Source organism: Pelagibius sp. Alg239-R121, from assembly GCF_947331435.1.
GTDB lineage: Bacteria > Pseudomonadota > Alphaproteobacteria > Kiloniellales > Kiloniellaceae > Denitrobaculum.
In genome coordinates, this window is record NZ_CAMZOF010000002.1 from 603,718 (window position 1) to 624,381 (window position 20,664).

Consider the following 20,664-nt stretch of genomic DNA (forward strand, 5'->3'; position numbering starts at 1 on the left):
TTTTTTCCTCCCTTTTTAGGTTTACCGTGCTCGGGCGCGTTCGCCTGATCCCGGTCAATGCACGCCGCTGCCGTCCGACTGCGGGTGTTTCCTGAGCCTGAGTCTCTCTCTGATTCTTGCCCAAAGCCCAAGAAGGCCGTCCGGTGAGAACAAAACGACCAAAAGAAATGCTGTGCCGATGACTGTGTTGAAGCGCTCGCGGTCGATCAGATCGATGGCGAAGTTCTCCAAAAGAACGAATGCAAGCGCACCGACGAATGGGCCAATCGGATGCCGCATACCCCCCACAACGGCAATGACGAGGATATCGATTACAACATCGACGCCGACCGAACCGGGGGAGATCCGCCCATTGAACCAGACCATCAGAACGCCAGCGGTTCCCGCGATCAGACCGGACAGAAAATAGGCGAAGATCCGGTGCAGTGTGACGTCGTATCCGATGGCGCGCATGCGCCGGGGATTGTCACGGATGGCCTGTAGACTCAGCCCGAAGGTCGAGCGCGCGCCATAAACCACCATGAAGAAAAAGAAGGCCGCAACCGCGAGGCTGAGATAGTAAAATGGCGTGGGATCGCGCCAATAAATGCCAAACAGGGTCGGTGGAACCACCCCGGCGTAGCCCGTAAATCCATTAAAGATGACGTAATTCTGGCGGACGAAGTAGAAGAAAGCGACTGCGATCGCCAGCGTGATCATGATGGTATAGATGCCTTCGGTCCGCACCGAGATCGCCCCGATCAGCGCACTGAAAACCGAGGCTGCAAAAATCGCCGTGAGCGCAGTCAGCCACCAAGGCCAACCAAGGCCCATCACACCGACAGAGTTATGTCCGAGAATTGCCATCAGATAGCCCGCCAGTCCGGCGACCGTCAGTTGGGACAGGCTCACCATGCCGCCGTAGCCGGCCAACATCACCAAGGACAGCGCAATGGTGCCCAGCACCAAAGAGTAGGCGCCGATCTGAAAAACAAAGAAGTCTGAGGCGAAGGCAGGATAAAAGAGGAGAAACAGCACGGTGATTGCGGCTGCCGGGTGAATGTTCGGCAGCACGCCTTTCCCGGCGATGAGGCTGATATTCGCCATGGCTCAGCTACTCCCCATGATGCCCTGGGGGCGCACAGCCAGTACCACCACCATAATCAAAAAGGTCAGAACCACGCCGTAGGTCGGGAAGTAAGCCAATCCGAACTGCTCGGCCAATCCAATCAATAGCGCGCCGATAGCGGCGCCCGGTACCGAACCCATGCCACCGACGATCACCACCACGAGGGACGCCAGCAGGTAGCGGATATCTTCGCCGGGTGCGATCGATAGTGCAGTGCCACCGATGACGCCGGCAAAGCCCGCCAGGCCGGCGCCGATTGCAAACACCATCGCGAAGACGACCTGAACGTTGACGCCGGTTGCCGCGAGCATGTCACGGTCATTAACGCCGGCACGGATCATCATGCCGATGCGGGTCCGGTTCAGGAACAGCCAGAGTGCGATGCCGACTGCGATGGCAACCGCGAGTACGGCCAGACGGTAAATCGGGTATTTAAGGAAAACTTCTTTTCCCGAAGACCTGATGGTCGAGATTATCGGGAGTTCAGCCGCCCCGAACAGCCATTCGGGCGGCGCGAACTGATAGGTCGTACCAGACCAGATTGCCAGCATCAGGTCGGCTGCGACGATGGAAACGCCGATGGTGACCAGAGTTTGCCGCAGGTCGTCGCCTTCCATCCGCCGGAAAACCAGTACCTGAAGCAGGATGCCGGCGAAGGCAATTGCGATAAAGGCTGCACCAAGACCAACGAACCAGTTGCCCGAGGCTTCGGCGGCCTCATAGCCTATGTAAGCACCCAAGAGATACATGGAACCGTGGGCCAGATTGACGTTGCGCATCAATCCAAAGACGAGCGTAAAGCCGCTGGCCACCAGGAAGTAGAGGCCGGCCAAGGTCAAGCCATTGAGAAAAGTGTTTACGAAGGTCTTTTTACGGCCGATTGCCGAGATCAACCAGTCGGGCCAGACAGCAAAGATCATCCATAAAAAGATCCCCGCCACGATCAGAATCATGATCGCCCAGAAGGTATGACGCTCGATGAAGCGCCTCACCTCGCTGCCCTCCGCGCACAAGTAATCTCGCCAGGGAGGGCGCGTTGCCGATAGGCTCGGTCAGAGCTGCGGCAGATTGTTGTTCCCGGTAAACTAGGCGCGAAACGAAACGGCATGGTCGTGAACGCCATGATCAATTCTGCCTCCCTCAAGGCCGCCTCATTCCAGTGAAACGGCATTATATTTTTGGGTAAGTCCGAACCTTTTTCCCTGGCAATAATGCCTGGAGCGCTCACGAACTTCCGCTGCAGCCTTTTTGGCGTTGCCATGAGTGTGTAGAGTAAAATTATTGGAAACAACCTAGATTGAGCGTAAATTCGGGTAATATTGGGTAAAATTTTAAGCAATGCTACGGAATCACTTGACTTGGGATATCACCCTGCGCAGGGAGTCACAGTGGGAAAGCGGTGCTTTGCCGCCTGCGATCCTGACTGCGGGACCCAGATTCCACGACACGGGGATGCCAGATGAAATTGCTTTGCTGCTGCCCAACAACGACGGGGCATCAGCACTTATATCTGAGGTTGCGTCGAACCGCTCCGACTTGGGGAAACGGGCCATCGGCCTGTTCCTTGCCGATCCGTTTTTCCATGCCGGCAGAGAAGCCGGCCGGTTGCGTGACGCCGGGATCGAGTGGATAGCCAATCTCCCGACAGTCGAACAACAAGACCACGAGTTTGTGCAGTTGCTTGGTGACGTCGGACTCGACCGCAGCTTGGAGTTCGAGAGGCTCGGGGCCCTACAAGAATCTGGTTTCAATTCGATTGCTGTTGTCGCTGGCAGGGAAGCTGCCGAGGCGGCCGCCAGAATCAGTCCGCAAGCGATCATTGTGATACCGCGTGTTGTCGATTTTGCGGCCGGCTTTCCATCCTTTCGCCAGCGCGGCGCCGCGGCGCGGGATGTTGCCGAGGTACTACGTGCTGCCGGATGGCACGGTCCGGTCCTTGGACTTGCGGCAGAAACAGAGGTTGGGCACGAAACGCTCTGGCCCGACGTGTTGGACGGCGTCGTCTGCCGTCCAAAACGGCTGAAAACCGCCGGAGTGGAACCACAATAGCCAGGTCTTGGCTGCCGAGCCTCTAACCTTTGAGACCGTACTTCGCCATTTTGTTGTAAAGCGTCTTGCGGGAAATCCCCAGAGCTTCAGCCGTGCGCGTCCGATGAAAGCCGTTGCGCCACAGCGCTTCGACGACCCGGTTCTTTTCCGTGCGCGCATCGCTTTCACCCGGATCGGGACTTTTAAGCAATTCTGCGATGTCCTCTGGTTGGATCGGCCCCGGTAGTTTTCGACCCGCCAGGTTTCCCAAAAGAGCACGCAGTTCCGCTTCATTTCTAGGCCAGGTATGCGTGCTGAGAAGCTTTTTGGCTGCTGCGGAGAAGACACTGCGCCCATCGGCATTTGGGTTAAGAGCTGCAGCATTTGTGACAAGAAGGGCAGGCAAATCCTCGATCCGTTCCCGCAAAGGCGGCAACCGCAAAGTCCAGCCCGCCATAACCCGGGAGAGCTCGAGACTGGAAGAGTTTTGCTCGGCACCGCCCCGGTCCCAGTCGTCAGCGACCAACACCACGCGGGGCAATATCTGGCGGCGTCGGCGGCTGCCGGTCACAACGAAGTTTCCCTCTCTTAGAGCACGTGCCAAGCGGCGTTGTACGGTTGCCGGCAGGGCGCTCGGCGCGTGAACAATGATCATGCCCAAGCCATCGTCCGCGAGCGCACCGGAATTCAAGCCGCCTTGCTCGGCGGAGCCGAAGAGTTTGCGCCCGACTCCCGCCGGAAAATCCTCGGACAAGAGGTCGATTTCCAGAACCGTCTTTTTGCCGCGCGCGCTTTGACTGGCCAGTGCGGCGATGGTCGGGCCGACGTCGACACCCGGCTCGGCAATAACCATGACCGGCGTGTGCAGGCTGGCAAGCGCGCGAAGCCGGCGCAGGAAACCAACCAAAACACTGGATCGGCCGATAAATCCGCAGCGTTGTCCCCAGGAAACCAGTTTCGCACTCTCGGCATCCAAAGCCACACGCCGCTTGCTGGCCCGCCGGTAGGCATCGATCTGATCGGCAACGGAAGCCTCAAACGGCAGTCTCTCGATCGTAGAACCACCGACATAGCCATCGATCGGTGCACGCGCTGTCACGCGCCCCAGATCTTCAGCTGTTACGATTGGCCCGCCTTCCAACAGAAATGCGACATCAGGATGAATACGCTTGATCAAGCGGCCGATTTCGCGGGCGACCGACGCCGTCTCCTCGATCGACGCGCGCATCCGATGACCAAAGGCGCCGCCGGCGTTCCAACCGAGATTGAGACAGACCATATCCAGCCCGGCATCTGCACCGAGCCGCGCCTGGGTACGGGTCGCACAGTAAAACATCGTCGTCAGGCCCACGTCCTGCACGGCCCGCAGGAGCTCGACTTCCTTTTCCATGCCACGCCCGGCACGCGAGAGAAGCTGTTGCATGGCGTGGGAATAGTGCATGCCGCTCGGAAAATTCACCGCGCCTGCGAAGCCGCTGCGTTTGACCTGCTCCGCGATTTCGGCTGCGTCACAGCTTTCCCCCCAGGCGTTGACGCCGAGAAGGACAGGCACTTTGCATTGCGGCAGCAGTTCACTCAGCGCAAAACCCTGCGTAAGAGGCGCCGCATCATGGATCGGCAACATGCAGGCGATTGACGGGGCCCCCATGTTCCGCAACCGTCCGGCATTGATCGCCAGCAGGAAATCCGCGCCGCCCCGCTCGGCAGCAAGCGCCGCATTCCCTGAACCAATAGCGGCACCAACTAAGAACTGCGCCCCCGAATTCGGAAAGTGTTTCATTGGTTCCGCCTGCCGATTCAGCCGTCATCCGAGAAAAAGAACGCTGTCAGCGCTCCAGCCCCCATACCTGACGGTGAAGTAAAGCGTGGAACTGCGATGCCGTCGAGAGTCTAAAGATCACAGGCTTTCCAACCGGGCCCGATGCGCCTTGCGAATATGGAGCCTTGCGTACTCTTCCGCTTTGTCGAGATCGCGCGCAGCAACCGCCTCGATAAGGCGGCTGTGCTCTTCCACCGCACCGGCTCTGCGGTCTGGGTCGGTAAAGGTGGTTCCGTCCAGGAGCAAAAGGTACTGCTTCATATGCTCAACCTGCAGGACCAGATAACGGTTGTGCGAAGCCAGGGTCAAGCGGCGATGAAACACCCGATTGGAGGCAACCAGTTTGTCGACTTCATCGATGATCTCGCGATCGGCAGCGACCCCGTCTTGCAGGATCGCGATTTCAACATCGGTCGCATGCTGCGCCGCAAAGCGAGCCGCAGTGCCTTCGAGCACTTCTCGAACCATATAGAGCTGGTTGATTTCATCATGCTCGAGGGTGGGAATAACCATGCCGCGATTGGGCTCATGGCGCGCCAACCCCTGCGCTTCGAGCTGCTTTAAGGTTTCGCGGATTGGCGTGCGGCTGACGCCGAAACGTTCCGCCAACTCGGTTTCGCGCAAGCGGTCTCCCGGCTTCAGGTCCCCATCCTCGATCGCCTGGATCAAGAGGGAGTAGATATCCGCCCCACTGCGCGCCTGCATCACCTTCCATTCTTCTCTTGCCAATATTGCATACAAATGCATACAATTCAACACAAGAGGGACGAATGTGAAAATCGCGATTCTAGACGACTACCAGTCGCTTGCCCGATCCTTCGCCGATTGGAACCGGCTGCGCGACCGGGCATCAGTCCAGTTCTTTACCGATCCTATCTCTGATCCAGCGCAGCTCACCGACTGTCTGGGTTCCTTCGACGTGATCTGTCTGATGCGTGAACGCACCGCGTTCACCGGCGACCTCATCAAGGCCTTGCCGAATCTCAAACTGCTCGTGACCAGCGGCATGAAGAACGGTGCCATTGATCTGCCTGCCGCCGAGGAAAGAGGTATCGTGGTCAGTGGCACATCGTCGCCGGGGCACGCAACAGCAGAGCTGACATTCGGCCTGATCCTTGCCCTTGCCCGCAATCTTTTGCCTCAATCCAACAGTCTGCAGGCGGGCCGGTGGCAAACAGGAATCGGGCGCGATTTGCGTGGCGCCACGCTTGGGCTTCTTGGACTCGGGAGGCTCGGAAGCCAGGTTGCCGCTTTTGGCAGGGCTTTCGGCATGAAGGTCATCGCCTGGAGCGAGAACCTGAGCACAGAGCGTTGCGCGGAAGTTGGGGTTGATTACCGTGAAAAAACCCAGCTCTTCGCGGAATCCGATTTTCTCTCCGTTCACCTTCGCCTTTCCAAGCGGACAGAGGGCTTGATCGGTGCAAACGAGCTCTTCTTGATGAAACCGGACGCCTATCTGGTCAACACCTCTCGCGCCGCGATAATTGAGATGGCCGCCCTGGAACGCGCGCTGGTCGGAGGGGTAATTGCGGGCGCGGCACTGGATGTGTTCGACCATGAACCCCTACCTCCCGATCATCCTCTCTTGAGCACTCCCAATCTGCTTTTGACGCCACATATTGGCTACGTCACGCGCGAGACCTACGAGATCTTTTATCGTGAGATGTTGGAGGCCATCGAAGCCTGGCTCGATGGGCAGCCGATCAGAGTACTTGCGTCGTGATCGAGGCATTACTCGGCAGCGTAGTTGACGAATTCGGACTCTACACCATTATCGGAATCGGTTTCGTGGTCCTTGTCACCTCGGCCATTCACGGTGCAACCGGGGTTGCGGGCGGCTTCCTCATGTCGGCGGCCATCGCGCCCTTAATCGGCGTGAAGCCAATCGTGCCGGTGATCAGTGTCGCGCTCCTGATCAGCCATAGTGCGCGCGCCCTTATGAACATGCGGGATTTCGACCGCAGTGTATATTTCTCCGTCGCCGTGCCGGCCATTCCCTGCATTGTCGCCGGTGCTCTGATTTACGGTCGATTGCAGCCAACAGCCATCGCTATCCTTCTGGGCTGCGTGATTCTGTCTTCCATTCCGATCCGGCGCTGGGCCAAATCCCGGGAGATCAAAGCGGGCAAGCCGACACTCTACGCGGCAGGCGCCGTTTATGGCGGTCTATCGGGCACATCCATTGGTCCCGGAATGCTCCTCATCCCCTTTATGCTCGGTTATGGTCTCCGGAAAGAGGCCTTTGTCGCCACTTTGGCGGTCATCGCCCTCACGACCAATGTCACAAGGGTTTCGGTCTTCGGAGGCCTGGAGCTTCTCGACGCACGCTATCTGACGCTTGGCGTTCTTATCGGACTGGTGACCATTCCCGGCAACTGGATCGGGCGGTCCATCCTGCGGCGCATGACCAACGAAGGACATGGAACGCTCGTCGACATCTTGACGGTCATCGGTGCCCTGAACTTTTTCTGGCTGGCCTATCGCGCTTAACTCTATTCTTGGTGCTTTCGACGACGACGAAAGGGACCATCGGCCATGGACAACCCGGCATTGACGACAGTGGGTCGCGCCTACAGCACATACGAGGCCGCCTTTGCGATGTCACTGCTCGAGTCATCCGGGATCAAGGTCTTTGCCCACCCATGGCATACCTTGGCATTGTCGTGGCACCTAACACACGCCCTGGGTGGAATCGAACTACAGGTAGCCGCCTCTCACGTCCAACCGGCAGCAGCCATTCTGGCGGATTTTCAGGCGGCTTCACGACCCAGAAACAGGCTCCTGCTGTTGTTGGTCGGGATAATCGTCCTGTTCTGCGCAAACGTACCTCTACCGCCTTCAGGCTTCTTTTCTGCCTTGCGGCCAGCTGTGGCGCGCGGAGCGGCGCTTGATTGAAGTTGGCGGCTTTGAAACGGATCAGCGGGCTCGCTTAGAGTCACCGGGACGACAGATCGCCCAGTGCGAATCCGCCTAGCCCGGGTTACCCCTAGTTCGCGGGCCAGACATCGTCGGGAATACAAACGGATCCGGCGAAGAGCTTGCGCGCCGTACGCAGCAGGCCGGCGGACTTCAGGTAAAACTCGCCGTTATCCAATGCATAATCGAAGACAACGTCGATGGCGCCTGACGGATGTTCGATCTTAAGTGGAAGCGGTCGTTCATCGCTTAAATGCTCCAACCCCTCTGCGACGGTTCCCGGCGCCAGCACGCAGGAGCCCGTGCAGATTGACCCAGTGACGGCATAGCTTGGATGACATTTCCACGGCATCAGGTAGCGCGCAGCGATGGCGCCACCTGCGCGAGGTGAAGCCAGCAGACCAACTTTTGGCACGACGGATTCAGCGACATTCGAAAAACCCATCATCTCGCCGGCTTTGATCCGGATAGGCTCGATTAGAGCAAAAAGCGCTTCGTTTGCATCGACTTCCTCCCGGCTTTCGTAACCGGTAAGGCCGAAGTCCTCTGCGCGGCCAATCATCATCGGCATCGCAACATCGATACAAGTCACCGCTTTCCCGTCAATCACATCGATTGGCTTGCCGGTTGGAAAGAGCTTACCTGTTTTCGACCCAATCACATTCATGAAGTTCAGGATCACAGGTGCGGCTGTTCCGGGGACACCGTCAATACGGGCGTCTCCCTGGTAATTGACTTTGCCAGCCGGTGTCTCAACCTTCGCTTCAATCAAAGAATCGGTGTTTACATTGCGGATTTTGATTGAGGTAACATCACCTTGAGGCTCTACCAACCCCAATTCCAGTGCCGCCGGACCAACCCCTGCCAGGATATTCCCGCAACTCGGAGAGAAATCCACTTCAGGCTTTTCCGCATGGACCTGAGCAAAGAAATAGTCGACTTCCGCCCAGTCGTCTTGCGAAGGTGACAGCATTGCAACTTTACTGGTTGTCGGTTGCCCGCCACCGATACCGTCCACCTGAAGAGGCGATCCCGCTCCCATTGCCGAGATCAAAACCTGCGCAAGCTGATCGAGATCTTCGGGCAGATGGGCTGCATTGAAGTACGGCCCACGAGAGGTTCCGCCGCGCATCACTATGCAAGGAATGTCCAGTTGGGGCATTACGTGCCTTCTTTCATTTCTCGATGACGCTCAGCGACCGCCAAAGGGCCAGGGAAGCTCAACGAAATTCTGTAGCAAACCGGGCGGAAAGTCGCGGTTTAGAACTCCAGCCATCAACAGCATGAAGCCGACGCCACCAATCGTCATGACGGCAATGCTTTGCCAGCTCGCCCCCGCACGCACCCGGAGGAATGCAATGAAGAAAAGAACCAAAGCAATGACGAAGCCAAAGAGCGCCGTGAGAACCAGAAGCGAGATGAACCAGGCCAGAGTCGGCCACAAGCCAATGGGCGCCGTCGCGTCCTCGCCGTGCCGTTCGCCATCTGAGAAGACAACGTCGGTCTCCGGCCTCAGACGCATCTGAAGCAGAAGTATCACAGCCCCCAGCAGCGACAGGCCCGCAACGGTGACCGGAAAGACCTTGTCGATCAGGACACTCACGGAAATTGCGTCTGCGAAAGCCGCAGCAAGGAACGCAGTTACCAGCAGCGCAAAGATCAATGGTCCGCGTTTATCCCCGGTCTCCGGCTTGGACTCATCCTGGTGCAGTGTCGAAGACTGCCGCATGCCCAGCCAAACCGACGCAACGATAATCGCGATAAGGATCAGTCCGACGGGCGTGAACAGATAAGACAGCATTCCTTCCAATCCACCCGTCCGGCCCTTGACCATGGCGATCTGGGTCGCCTGGTAGGCATAGACTTCGGCTTGATCCGCAAGCACGAAACCAATCAGGAACGCCGGCCGAGACCAGTCGAAACGCCGCATGAAGATGCCCAACAATCCAATGGCAACCAAGGCTCCCAGATCCCAAAGCGTTTGTTTCGACTGAAAGGCTGCGAACGAGATCATCATGAAGAGGAAAGGCACCAGCAGCGGAAAGCGGATAGTGGTCAGCCGGGCGATTCCACCGGAAAGAAAGATGCAGAGTCCTGCACCCACCACGTTGGCGAGCGCCAGCGACCAGACCACCGTATAGGTGATGGGAAGGTCGTTGCTGATCATCTGGGGGCCGGCTTCATAACCCAGAAGAATCATTCCGCCAATGAACACAGCCATCGAACCGGAACCGGGAATACCAAAGAGGAGCGTGGGCACCAGTCCTCCGCCCTCTTTCGCGTTGTTTGACGATTCCGGGCCGATCACCCCGCGAATTTCACCATTCCCGAAGCGGCTGCGGTCCTTCGTCGTCTGTACGGTATGGCCATAGGCGATCCAATCCACGACCGAACCGCCGAGTCCGGGAATCACGCCAACGACAACACCGATTGCCGCACAACGAATGGAAAGCCATCTGTTGCGCCACCAGTCCGCGATGCCGTCTCCCCAACCGGCGCCCAGCTTCGCATCCTTGGCGATGGCGCGATCCTGACGCAGGAGCGAAATGATCTCCGGCACCGCAAAGATGCCCAGGCCGATCACTACGAGGCTGAAGCCGTCCTGCAGATACCAGGACCCGAAGTCAAGTCGCGCCGAACCTTGGGCCGGCGCTTCACCAATCGCACCGACGGTCATACCCAGCCCGACCGCGATCAGGCCTTTCAGCAGGCTACGGCCCGCGAGCACGCCCACCATCGAGAAACCAAGAACCGTGAGCAGCAACAACTCCGGCACGCCGAAGGCAAGCACCAGAGGACGCGCAATCAGGATAAAAAATGTGAGGACGACTGCGCCGAACAAGCCGCCGAAGAGCGAGGAAACGAAAGCCGCAGCGAGCGCCCTTGCCGCCTGTCCCTGTTTGGAAAGCGGAAAGCCATCGAGGACTGTCGCCTGTGACGCCGACGATCCGGGGATGCCCAGCAGCACTGACGCGAAGGTGTCGGAGGTCGGGATCACCGCCACCAGGCCGACCATCAGGGACAGCCCCGAAACCGGATCCATACCGTACACAAAAGGTAATACCAGTGAGAGACCGGCAATGCCGCCGAGCCCTGGGAACACGCCAACGCAAAGTCCGAGCAGTACGCCACCCGCCAGGTATCCCATCGCCGTTGGGGTCAGGATAAGCGAGAAGGCTTCGCTCAACGCCGGCAAGGCGATTGAGAGCAAGTCCATCGTGATTCTTTCGGTTGGTCTTAAAGTGGCCGGATAGCCCGAGAGAAGGAAGGCTGCGCCGGTGATAAATCCGGCGCAGCTTCAAACATCAGAGCTCAACGCCGTAGCGTTCCTTCAACCAGGCCTTGATCCAGTCTTTAGCCGCTTGGTTCACGACCGTGCCCTGAACCAGCTTCGCCTTGGCATCGTCACCTACTGACTGTGGATAAACACCGAGCCGCTTCTTGGAAATATCCGCGAAATCTGCGCGCTCCGTCACAGCCTTGAAGGCTGCTGAATAGGTATCAATAATATCCTGTTCAGTGCCCTTCGGAAGGAAGACCATTTTCTGAGCAGGGAAGCCGGCAACAAAGAAGGCTTTCCAGGCTTCCCAAGCATCGCCCGACGGCGCCTCGCCCTTAACGTCCGTATAGACCTCCTTAAAGGTCGGAATATCGGGGAAGGTCGGGTCCCGGACGACATTGCCCTCGGCGTCAAGCGCGCCCCAGGTCATAATCGGCACGGCTTTACCTTCCTCAACCAGCGGCGTTACCTTGGATAGGAATGCCGAAGAGGTCTGGTAGTCGATGTTAACTTCGCCCCGTTCGAACATTAAACGCCCTGCACCACGGCCTTTGATCCCGAAGACGGGTTCGACCTTCATGCCCAACATTTCCCAGGCCAGAAGCGGCACGAGGTCGAGACGCGTTGCGCCTTGAGATCCATAAATAAAATCAACGTTGGCAATGACATCCTTCGGGTCTTTTTTCCAACGTGCGGCCAGATCCGCAGGCAGGTAAGCAACCCCACCGGTCGCCGTCGCCAGCACCACGTTCCAGTCAGAATATTCGTAGCGGACGCGCGGATCCCCGAGAAGATAAGGGAACTGGGTCGATCCGGAGGTCCCAAAAATTGTAAGCCCATCAGACTTCGCGCGTTCTGCAAACCAATTAGCGCCCTTGGTGGAACCTGCGCCCGGCATATTTTTCACGACTATGCTGGGGTTGCCCGGCAAGGCCTCAGCAAGCAGCGGCGCGTAGAACCGCGCCCATTTGTCGGATCCCCCACCTTCCTTGAAGGGGATGACCCATTCGACGGTTTCACCCGAAAAATCCGCAGCCAGCGCCGAACCGGCCAGCAGACCTGCGGCTGCCACCCCGGCTAGAGTTTTGGCCGCAAAACTAAGAAAACGTCCTGACATTTAATCCTCCCAAACACTTTTCGTCGGTGGATCCGGACGCTATTACCCAGATCTTCACCAGATTGTTTTTTCACAACAACCAGCTGATCGCGCAGGCTTTTGCACATTGGCAAGGTTGCTCATACTATGAGTACTGCCCAAACCTTTCACCAACCTATCAGGCGTAACAGGTACCGGAGAGAGTGGTGCGAATCGTCGTCATCGAGGATAATTTAGCCCTAGCGAAGGCTGTTGCGACGTCCCTTATGGACGAAGGCCACGGCGTTGACGTTATCGACAATGGCTCAGAGGCGAGCTTGTTCCTGTCCCAGGAACAGCTTGATCTGGTTATTCTCGACATCAATCTTCCGGGAAAAAGCGGTATTGACGTTCTTGCCGAGTTTCGCGCCGGCGGAGCCTCTACACCGGTGATTCTACTCACTGCGCGCTCGGATACGAAAGACCGTGTGGCCGGCCTGGACAAGGGTGCCGACGATTATCTGGTCAAGCCCTTCGACATGGCAGAGTTGCTGGCGCGCGTTCGCGCACTCCTTCGACGCAGCTCACTCGAACAAACTCTCGAGACGCGAGTCGGCGATCTTGTGTTCGACCAAGTGGGCCGGCGGGTTTATCAGGCTGGTGCTCCGCTGGATCTCCCCCGCCGCGAATTTGCGTTGCTGGAGCTGTTTGCCGGCCGGGTGGGGCAGGTAATTTCGAAAGAACAGATCCTCGATCACTTGTATGGCACAGGGTCGGATTCAGACGCCGCCGCCGCAGAGCTCTATGTTCACCGCTTGCGCAAACGCCTGGTCGACTGCGGCCTCACGATCAAAACCTTCCGTGGACTCGGTTACTGCATGGAAGAAAATCCATGAAGCGCGTACACGCTATTCGCACCCGTCTGCTGCTGTTACTACTCCTCCCGCTGAGCCTGATCGCGGTCATCGAATCATTGGAGACCTTCTTCACCGCCAGAAAGACGGCGGACGAACTTTACGACAAAACGCTGCTGGCTGTGATGTTTACAGTGTCGGAAAACGTCCTGGCTTCGAACGGCGACCTGTTATCGGAGAACGTTCTGGAAGCTCTCACCGAAAACCTCGGCGATCAGTTTTTCTATCACGTCGCAGGTCCCGACAACGTCTTCGTTACCGGCTACACCGGCTATCCCGCGCGCGCGCCTGGTGTCGTCCTGGAAGGCGGCGTGCCGGTGTTTTACGATGGAAATTACAAAGGCACACCGGTTCGTGTGGTGACCATTCGGCAGCTCGTCTCCGAACGCAATTTAAACGGCTGGATCACCGTAACTGCCTGGCAAAGCATCAACTCCCGCAAGGATCTTACCTATCGCCTGTTCGGAGAATCCCTGCTTCGTCTCGGCTTGCTCGTTGCCAGCGCGGGTCTGATCGTCTGGTTCGCTGTCCGGATTGGTTTGAAACCGCTGCGCAACCTACAGAATGCAGTGGAAAAGCGCTCTTCTTCCGATCTGTCACCCATCCGCCGTTCGGTGCCCATAGAGGTACAAAGCCTCGTGCAATCCATGAATGCCCTCTTCAAAAAAGTACAGCAGTCCATCGATGTGCGAGAGCGTTTCATTGCCGACGCAGCTCATCAGCTCCGAAATCCGATCGCAGGATTGAAAGCACAAGCCGAGGTCGCCGCAAATGCCAAGACGCAGGACGATATGCGCGAAAGAGTCGAAGGTATCGTGACCTCCAGCGATCGCATGAGCAGGCTGGTGAACCAGTTGCTGCTCAGTGCCAAGATACACTCAGCCCAAGGCGGGGCCGAGAGTCTGGAGAGTTTCGATCTCGTGGAATCAACTCGCGAGGTCGCGCGCCACTTCGTACCGAAAGCCATGAGGCAAGACCAGTCACTGGAATTTTTGTCGGCCGCAAACCCCATCATGGTAACCGCCAACAAGACCCTGATCGAAGAAGCGGTCTCCAATCTTATCGACAACGCCCTCGCGCACAATCCTTCTAAAACAGAGGTGACAGTCAGGGTTTCGACTGAATCGGGACAGGCCACCGCCTATGTCGAGGATAATGGAGTCGGAATATCGAAGGCAGATCTCGAAAAGGTGCTGGAGCCCTTCGTGAACGGCTCCGCTTCGACTTCAGGTAGCGGTCTGGGCCTGGCAATCGCCCGCGACGTTGTCCAGCAGCATGGCGGCAGAATTCAACTTATCCCCTCGCCGAGCGGCCAGGGGATAAGAAGCGAGATTATCCTGCGTCAGGATTCACATCAGCCATCGACCTGACGCCCCTGCTTGACTGTCACGACGGAGCAAAGGTTCCGATGCCGCGCGCGTCGAGTGTTTCCGTTATCTCCGCAAGGATCGTCGGATCGTCGATCGTCGCCGGCATTTTCCATTCGGCACCATCTGCAATTTTTTGCATGGTTCCGCGCAGAATCTTTCCAGAACGGGTTTTCGGCAGGCGCTCGACACAAACGGCAAGTTTGAAGGCGGCAACCGGGCCAATGACATTTCTGACCTGCTGAACCACTTCTTTTTCGATGCTTTCCGTCGGACGTTCGACATCCGCATTCAGGATCAGAAAGCCGACCGGGATCTGGCCTTTCAGTGCATCTTCAACACCGATTACGGCGCATTCCGCGACGCTGGGATGGCTGGCGATGGCTTCTTCTATCGCTCCGGTCGAGAGACGGTGACCAGCCACGTTGATGATGTCGTCGGTACGCGACATGATGAAGAGATAGCCGTCTTCATCCATCAAGCCGGCATCAGCCGTTTTGTAATAGCCCGGAAATTCGTCGAGATAGGCATCCTTAAAACGATCATCCGCATTCCACAGCGTCGGCAGGCAGGACGGCGGGAGCGGCAGCTTTACAGCGATGTTCCCCAGTGTGCCGGGTGATACCGGGTGCCCCTCATCGTTCAGCACCTGAACATCGTAGCCGGGCATGGGAACGGTCGGCGAGCCAACCTTGACCGGCAGAGCGCCGAGTCCCAAGGGATTGCCTGCAATCGTCCAACCGGTTTCCGTCTGCCACCAGTGGTCAATCACCGGCACTTCCAGTTTAGCCTGCGCCCACTCGATGGTGTCCGGATCGGCCCGCTCGCCCGCAAGGAACAATGACCGCAGGCTGGAAAGATCGTAGTTTGGGATCAGGCTGCCGGCGGGGTCTTCTTTCTTGATCGCGCGAAAGGCCGTGGGTGCGGTGAAGAGCACAGATACATCGTGGTCATCGATCACACGCCAGAAGGTTCCAGCGTCGGGCGTGCCGACCGGCTTGCCCTCGAAGATGACTGAAGTACAGCCCTTCAACAGAGGTGCATAAACGATGTAGGAGTGACCAACGACCCAACCGACATCGGAAGCCGCCCAGAAAACCTCGCCAGCCTCAACACCATAGATCGCCTTCATGGACCAATGCAGGGCAACCATATGGCCGCCGTTGTCCCGGACCACCCCTTTCGGCTGTCCCGTGGTGCCAGAGGTATAGAGAATGTAGAGAGGGTCGGTCGCTTTCACTGAAACACAGGCAACCTTGGTGCCGGCTGCTTTGTGCGCAGCAACGGCGGTTGCGTAGTCGATATCCCGGCCTTCAATCAGCTCGCCGGCAAGCTGTTCTCGTTGCAGGATAACGCAGCAATCGGGTTTCTGCGCAACCATGTCGATGGCGGCATCCAGCAGCGGTTTGTAGGCAACAGTCCGTCCTGGCTCCAACCCGCAAGAGGCGGAAATGATGGCCTTGGGGGTGCAGTCCTCGATCCGGGTTGCCAGCTCTGCGGCAGCAAAGCCACCAAAGACCACCGAGTGCACGGCCCCCAGTCGCGCGGCAGCGAGCATTGCAACAGCGGCTTCCGGCACCATCGGCATGTAGATGATGACCCTGTCGCCTTTCTCGACACCCCGCTCGCGCAACACTGCCGCGAGCGCTTCGACTTCGCTCAGCAGTTCGGCATAGGTGATGCTGCGCTTGGCACCGGTCATGGCACTGTCGTAGATCAGGGCCGCCTGCTCTGCGCGGCCGGAATCAACATGACGGTCGACCGCATTGAAGCAGGTGTTGCAGGACGCGCCAGTGAACCAGCGGCCATAGACGCCGGCGTCAGGGTCAAAGGTCTTGCTCCAGGGTTCGAACCAGTCCAACTCCTCCGCGCAATCTGCCCAAAAAGCCTCCGGGTCCGATTGCCAACGCGCATAGGTCTCGTGATACCGCGAATTGCTTGTCATCTGAACCTCCCTTTCATTCCCATTGCGGAGACTTCTGCGGGGCGCCGCGAAGACTCCGAACCTCGGCTCTATCGATTGCGTCTGAAGCCGGATACGCGGCCAAGCACGGCATTGGCCGCTTCGATCACATTGGTGCCCGGCCCGAAGATGTCGGCCACACCTGCAGCCCGCAGGAAGCCATAATCCTGTTCCGGGATGACCCCGCCGCAAACGACCGTGATGTCCTCGGTCGATTTGTCTTTGAGCGTCTCGATCAGCTCCGGGATCAGGGTCTTATGTCCTGCCGCGAGAGAGGAGACTCCGACGACATCAACCTTCAAAGCGATCGCCTTCTCGGCCACTTCCTGCGGGGTTTCGAACATTTCCGAGAGGTCGACGGTAAAGCCCATGTCGGCGAAGGCGGTGGCGATCACTTTGGCGCCGCGGTCGTGCCCATCCTGTCCCATCTTGGCAAGCAGAATATGCGGTTTACGCCCGTTACTTTCGGCGAAATCCAGGATGCGCTTTTGGAGGGATTCGTACTCCACATCCCCCGCATAGACTTGGTCATAAACTCCGGCAATGACCCGGGTTGCCGCCTTGTGCCGATCGAAGGCCTGTTCCATGGCGTTAGAGATCTCACCCAGACTGGCGCGGGCTCTCGCCGCCACGACGGCAGCTTCCAGCAGATTGCCCTGTCCCGTTGCCGCGACCGCCGCCAAATCCTTCAGCGCGTCATTGCAGAGCGCTTTGTTTCGCGTCTTGCGCACACGTGTCAGACGGGCGATCTGCGCTTCGCGTACCTTGACATTGTCGATGTCCAGAATATCGACGGGCGGCTCGTTCTCAAGAGTGTATTTGTTGACACCGACGACCACGTCTTCGCGCTGATCGATGCGCGCCTGGCGTTTGGCGGCGGCTTCCTCGATCCGCATCTTAGGCAGCCCCTGCTCGACGGCCTTGGTCATTCCGCCCAGCGCCTCGACTTCCTGGATCATCGCCCAGGCCTCGTCGGCAAGATCCTTGGTCAGGCGTTCGATGTAATAGGATCCACCCAACGGATCCACAACGTCGGTCACGCCCGTTTCGTGTTGCAAAATAAGTTGTGTATTGCGGGCGATACGCGCCGAGAATTCGGTCGGCAAGGCGATAGCTTCATCAAACGAATTGGTGTGCAGCGACTGGGTTCCCCCCAGAACGGCGGCCATGGCTTCAAAGGCCGTGCGCACGACGTTGTTGTAGGGGTCTTGTTCGGTGAGTGACACACCAGAGGTCTGACAATGGGTCCGCAGCATTTTCGAACGCTCGGATCTGGCGCCGAAATCGGTCATGATTTTGGCCCAGAGCTGACGCGCGGCGCGGAGTTTCGCGGCCTCCATAAAGAAATTCATGCCGATACAGAAGAAGAACGAGAGCCGTCCCGCAAAGTCGTCGACATCGAGCCCCTTGGACATGGCGGCCCGGACATATTCCATGCCGTCTGCCAGCGTATAAGCAAGCTCCTGCGCCAAGGTTGAGCCGGCTTCCTGCATGTGATAGCCGGAGATCGAGATCGAGTTGAACTTCGGCATCTCCTTTGCAGTGTAGGCGATGATGTCCGCGATGATGCGCATGGAAGGTTCGGGCGGATAGATATAGGTGTTCCGCACCATGAACTCTTTCAGGATGTCGTTCTGGATCGTCCCGGATAGCTTGGCAGGCGCTACTCCCTGTTCTTCACCAGCCACGATAAACATGGCCAGAACCGGGATCACCGCGCCGTTCATGGTCATTGAGACCGACATCTGATCCAGCGGGATACTGTCGAAGAGGATCTTCATGTCCTCGACGCTGTCGATGGCAACACCCGCCTTGCCGACGTCGCCGACCACCCGTGGATGATCGGAATCGTAACCGCGATGGGTCGCGAGATCGAAAGCGACGGAAAGTCCCTTTTGCCCCGCTGCCAGGTTCTTGCGATAGAAGGCGTTGGACTCCTCCGCCGTCGAAAAGCCGGCATATTGCCTGATCGTCCAGGGCCTGCCGGCATACATGGTCGCCCGCACTCCGCGCGTGAAGGGCGCGACCCCGGGGACTTCTCCGGCCGCCTCTTCGGGCAGATCATCCACCGTGTAAAGCGGCTTGATCGTCAGACCTTCCGGTGTTGCTTTTTCCAGCTTGCCCAGATCACCGCCTTTGAGCTCATGAGATGCCAGGCTGTTCCAGCTATCGATGTTATCACTCATGCTGCGAACTCCATGATGATGTCGTCGACCGCAAGGCTGTCACCGACGCTGACCGGTATCTTGCCGATCACAGCCGACTTGTCGGCGCGCAGAACGTTCTCCATTTTCATGGCTTCGACGATTGCGAGTGTCTGTCCTTCCTCGACGGTGTCGCCTTCATTTACGTGCAGTGCGATCACCAAGCCGGGCATGGGGCAAAGCAACAGGTTGGAGGTATCCGGTGGTTCCTTGCGCGGCATTCGGTCGGCAAGCTCTGCCAGGCGCGGCACAAGGACCTGAAGCCTGCAGTCAGCCCCGCGATGCCGGAGGCGAAAGCCACCAGGAATTGCGGAAACCTTGAACCAATATGCCGCCCCGTCAATCTGCATTTCGGCGACGGCGCATCCCGGTGACCAAGCCGTCCTGACAACCAATCCCGCATCGCCGCCGAAGGAAACGAGATATCCGTCGACCTCAGTCTCCAACCCGACCAGGATGCGCTTTTCCTCAAGGCAAACCACACGTTTTTCTGTGCCGGCAGCCTGTTTCCTGCGGAAACGGTTCCCAGAGATGTCTGCCCGCCGGTTTTCCAGGATCCGGTTCAAGACGGTGGCAGTGGCCGCGAGGCGCCGTTCCATAGTTTCATCGGGCGTAACGCCCATAAAGCCGTCCGGGTATTCCTCGGCGATAAAGCCGGTGGTCAGCCGGCCGTCGCGCCAACGCGGATGATCCATCAGAGCCGATAGGAAGGGAAGGTTGTTCCCCACGCCCTCGACAACGAACTGGTCCAGGGCATCCGCCATGGCATCGACAGCCTCCAAACGCGTCGGCGCCCAGGTGCAGAGCTTTGCGATCATCGGGTCGTAAAACATCGAGATCTCGGAACCCTCGACGACGCCGGTGTCGTTGCGGACGGCAAGATCCGAGCCCGCGGTTTCTTCCGGCGGTTTGTACCCGGTCAGACGTCCGATCGACGGCAGGAACTTGCGGTAAGGATCCTCCGCGTAGAGCCGGCTTTCCACCGCCCAGCCATTCAAAGTCACCTGTTCTTGGGTGAAGTCGAGTTTTTCGCCTGCCGCAACGCGGATCATCTGCTCGACCAAGTCGATTCCGGTGATCAGTTCGGTCACCGGGTGCTCGACCTGCAAGCGGGTGTTCATCTCCAAGAAATAGAAATTGCGGTTCTTGTCGGCGATGAATTCAACCGTGCCGGCAGAGTGATAGCCCACCGCCTGGGCCAGCGCGACCGACTGCTCCCCCATGGCTTTACGGGTTTCCGGATCGAGAAACGGCGACGGCGCTTCTTCCACGACTTTCTGATTCCGTCGCTGGATCGAGCACTCCCGCTCACCGGCGTAAATACAGTTGCCATGCTGGTCGGCGAGTATCTGGATTTCGATGTGACGGGGTTCAGTGACGAACTTTTCGATAAAGATCCGGTCATCGCCAAAACTCGACGCGGCTTCGGACTTCGAGCGCTCGAAACCTTCCCGCGCTTCATCGTCGTTCCATGCGACGCGCATGCCTTTTCCGCCACCGCCGGCCGAGGCCTTGATCATCACCGGATAACCGATGCCGGATGCGATCTCAGCGGCATGTTCCGCGCTGTCGATCAGTCCCATATAGCCGGGGACAGTCGAAACATTGGCCTCGGCGGCGATCTTTTTGGAGGTGATCTTGTCGCCCATGGCGTCAATCGCATTGGGCGGCGGACCGATAAAGGTAATGCCTTCAGCCTTCAGGCGCTCGGCAAAGGCGGAGCGCTCTGAAAGAAAGCCATACCCTGGATGCACCGCATCCGCACCGCTCTCCTTACAGGCATCGATGATCTTGTCGATCACCAGATAGCTGTCGGCGGCCGGCGAAGGACCGATATGAACGGCCTCGTCCGCCATTTGAACATGGACGGCGTCTCTATCGGCGTCAGAATAAACGGCGACAGTGCCGATTCCCAGGCGCCTGGCGGTCTTAAAGACCCGGCAGGCGATCTCACCACGATTGGCAACCAGTATTTTCTTGAACATTTCAG

General features: G+C 58.2%; 16 protein-coding genes. 6 read left to right on the forward strand and 10 right to left on the reverse strand.

The window, feature by feature from the left end; genetic code table 11:
• Positions 1–54 precede the first annotated feature (54 nt).
• Both QMZ18_RS09985 and QMZ18_RS09990 read right to left on the reverse strand, forming a co-directional pair.
• Positions 55–1,086: a branched-chain amino acid ABC transporter permease gene (locus QMZ18_RS09985; RefSeq protein ID WP_282606132.1), complete on the reverse strand. Its 1,032-nt coding sequence runs from the start codon at positions 1,084–1,086 to the stop codon at positions 55–57.
• 3 nt (positions 1,087–1,089) lie between these two features.
• On the reverse strand, positions 1,090–2,100 hold the full coding sequence (locus QMZ18_RS09990; RefSeq protein ID WP_282606133.1) for a branched-chain amino acid ABC transporter permease: 1,011 nt from the start codon (positions 2,098–2,100) through the stop codon (positions 1,090–1,092).
• Between the two features lie 346 nt (positions 2,101–2,446).
• Between QMZ18_RS09990 and QMZ18_RS09995 the strand changes: the two genes are divergently transcribed.
• Complete coding sequence (locus QMZ18_RS09995) at positions 2,447–3,157, forward strand: hypothetical protein (RefSeq protein WP_282606134.1); 711 nt, start codon at positions 2,447–2,449, stop codon at positions 3,155–3,157.
• 22 nt (positions 3,158–3,179) lie between these two features.
• Here the strand turns inward: QMZ18_RS09995 and QMZ18_RS10000 are convergent, their stop codons facing one another.
• Both QMZ18_RS10000 and QMZ18_RS10005 read right to left on the reverse strand, forming a co-directional pair.
• Complete coding sequence (locus QMZ18_RS10000) at positions 3,180–4,916, reverse strand: phosphoenolpyruvate hydrolase family protein (protein ID WP_282606135.1); 1,737 nt, start codon at positions 4,914–4,916, stop codon at positions 3,180–3,182.
• 117 nt (positions 4,917–5,033) lie between these two features.
• Positions 5,034–5,660, reverse strand: a complete 627-nt coding sequence (locus QMZ18_RS10005; RefSeq protein WP_282606136.1) for a GntR family transcriptional regulator — start codon at positions 5,658–5,660, stop codon at positions 5,034–5,036.
• 67 nt (positions 5,661–5,727) lie between these two features.
• On the opposite strand from QMZ18_RS10005, the gene QMZ18_RS10010 reads away from it, so the two are divergent.
• From QMZ18_RS10010 to QMZ18_RS10020, 3 genes are read left to right on the forward strand one after another with little or no spacing between them, the layout of a single operon-like run.
• Entirely contained in the window at positions 5,728–6,678 is a 951-nt protein-coding gene (locus QMZ18_RS10010) for a D-2-hydroxyacid dehydrogenase family protein (protein ID WP_282606137.1), read from the forward strand.
• Positions 6,675–7,445: a sulfite exporter TauE/SafE family protein gene (locus QMZ18_RS10015; RefSeq protein ID WP_282606138.1), complete on the forward strand. Its 771-nt coding sequence runs from the start codon at positions 6,675–6,677 to the stop codon at positions 7,443–7,445. The genes QMZ18_RS10010 and QMZ18_RS10015 overlap by 4 nt, the downstream gene beginning before the upstream one ends.
• Positions 7,446–7,490: 45 nt before the next feature.
• On the forward strand, positions 7,491–7,850 hold the full coding sequence (locus QMZ18_RS10020) for a hypothetical protein (RefSeq protein ID WP_282606139.1): 360 nt from the start codon (positions 7,491–7,493) through the stop codon (positions 7,848–7,850).
• Positions 7,851–7,941: 91 nt separating this feature from the next.
• Here the strand turns inward: QMZ18_RS10020 and QMZ18_RS10025 are convergent, their stop codons facing one another.
• The 3 genes from QMZ18_RS10025 to QMZ18_RS10035 all read right to left on the reverse strand — a co-directional run bounded on the left by QMZ18_RS10025 (position 7,942) and on the right by QMZ18_RS10035 (position 12,268).
• A complete protein-coding gene (locus QMZ18_RS10025; RefSeq protein WP_282606140.1) occupies positions 7,942–9,033 on the reverse strand; it encodes a 4-oxalomesaconate tautomerase in 1,092 nt (363 codons plus the stop codon).
• A gap of 30 nt (positions 9,034–9,063) precedes the next feature.
• On the reverse strand, positions 9,064–11,088 hold the full coding sequence (locus tag QMZ18_RS10030) for a tripartite tricarboxylate transporter permease (protein WP_282606141.1): 2,025 nt from the start codon (positions 11,086–11,088) through the stop codon (positions 9,064–9,066).
• 88 nt (positions 11,089–11,176) lie between these two features.
• Positions 11,177–12,268, reverse strand: coding sequence for a tripartite tricarboxylate transporter substrate binding protein (locus tag QMZ18_RS10035; RefSeq protein WP_282606142.1), 1,092 nt, complete (start codon positions 12,266–12,268; stop codon positions 11,177–11,179).
• A 185-nt stretch (positions 12,269–12,453) separates the two neighbouring features.
• Here QMZ18_RS10035 and QMZ18_RS10040 point away from each other — a divergent pair, with 185 nt between their 5' ends.
• Positions 12,454–13,122, forward strand: a complete 669-nt coding sequence (locus QMZ18_RS10040; RefSeq protein ID WP_282606143.1) for a response regulator transcription factor — start codon at positions 12,454–12,456, stop codon at positions 13,120–13,122.
• Complete coding sequence (locus QMZ18_RS10045; RefSeq protein WP_282606144.1) at positions 13,119–14,510, forward strand: sensor histidine kinase; 1,392 nt, start codon at positions 13,119–13,121, stop codon at positions 14,508–14,510. The genes QMZ18_RS10040 and QMZ18_RS10045 overlap by 4 nt, the downstream gene beginning before the upstream one ends.
• Before the next feature lie 16 nt (positions 14,511–14,526).
• Here the strand turns inward: QMZ18_RS10045 and QMZ18_RS10050 are convergent, their stop codons facing one another.
• The 3 genes from QMZ18_RS10050 to QMZ18_RS10060 form a co-directional block, all read right to left on the reverse strand.
• Positions 14,527–16,452 (reverse strand): propionyl-CoA synthetase, encoded by a 1,926-nt coding sequence (locus QMZ18_RS10050; protein WP_282606145.1) that lies wholly within the window; start codon positions 16,450–16,452, stop codon positions 14,527–14,529.
• A 68-nt stretch (positions 16,453–16,520) separates the two neighbouring features.
• A complete protein-coding gene (scpA, locus tag QMZ18_RS10055; protein ID WP_282606146.1) occupies positions 16,521–18,656 on the reverse strand; it encodes a methylmalonyl-CoA mutase in 2,136 nt (711 codons plus the stop codon).
• A complete protein-coding gene (locus QMZ18_RS10060; protein WP_282606147.1) occupies positions 18,653–20,659 on the reverse strand; it encodes an acetyl/propionyl/methylcrotonyl-CoA carboxylase subunit alpha in 2,007 nt (668 codons plus the stop codon). The genes scpA and QMZ18_RS10060 overlap by 4 nt, the downstream gene beginning before the upstream one ends.
• Between the last annotated feature and the right edge of the window lie 5 nt (positions 20,660–20,664).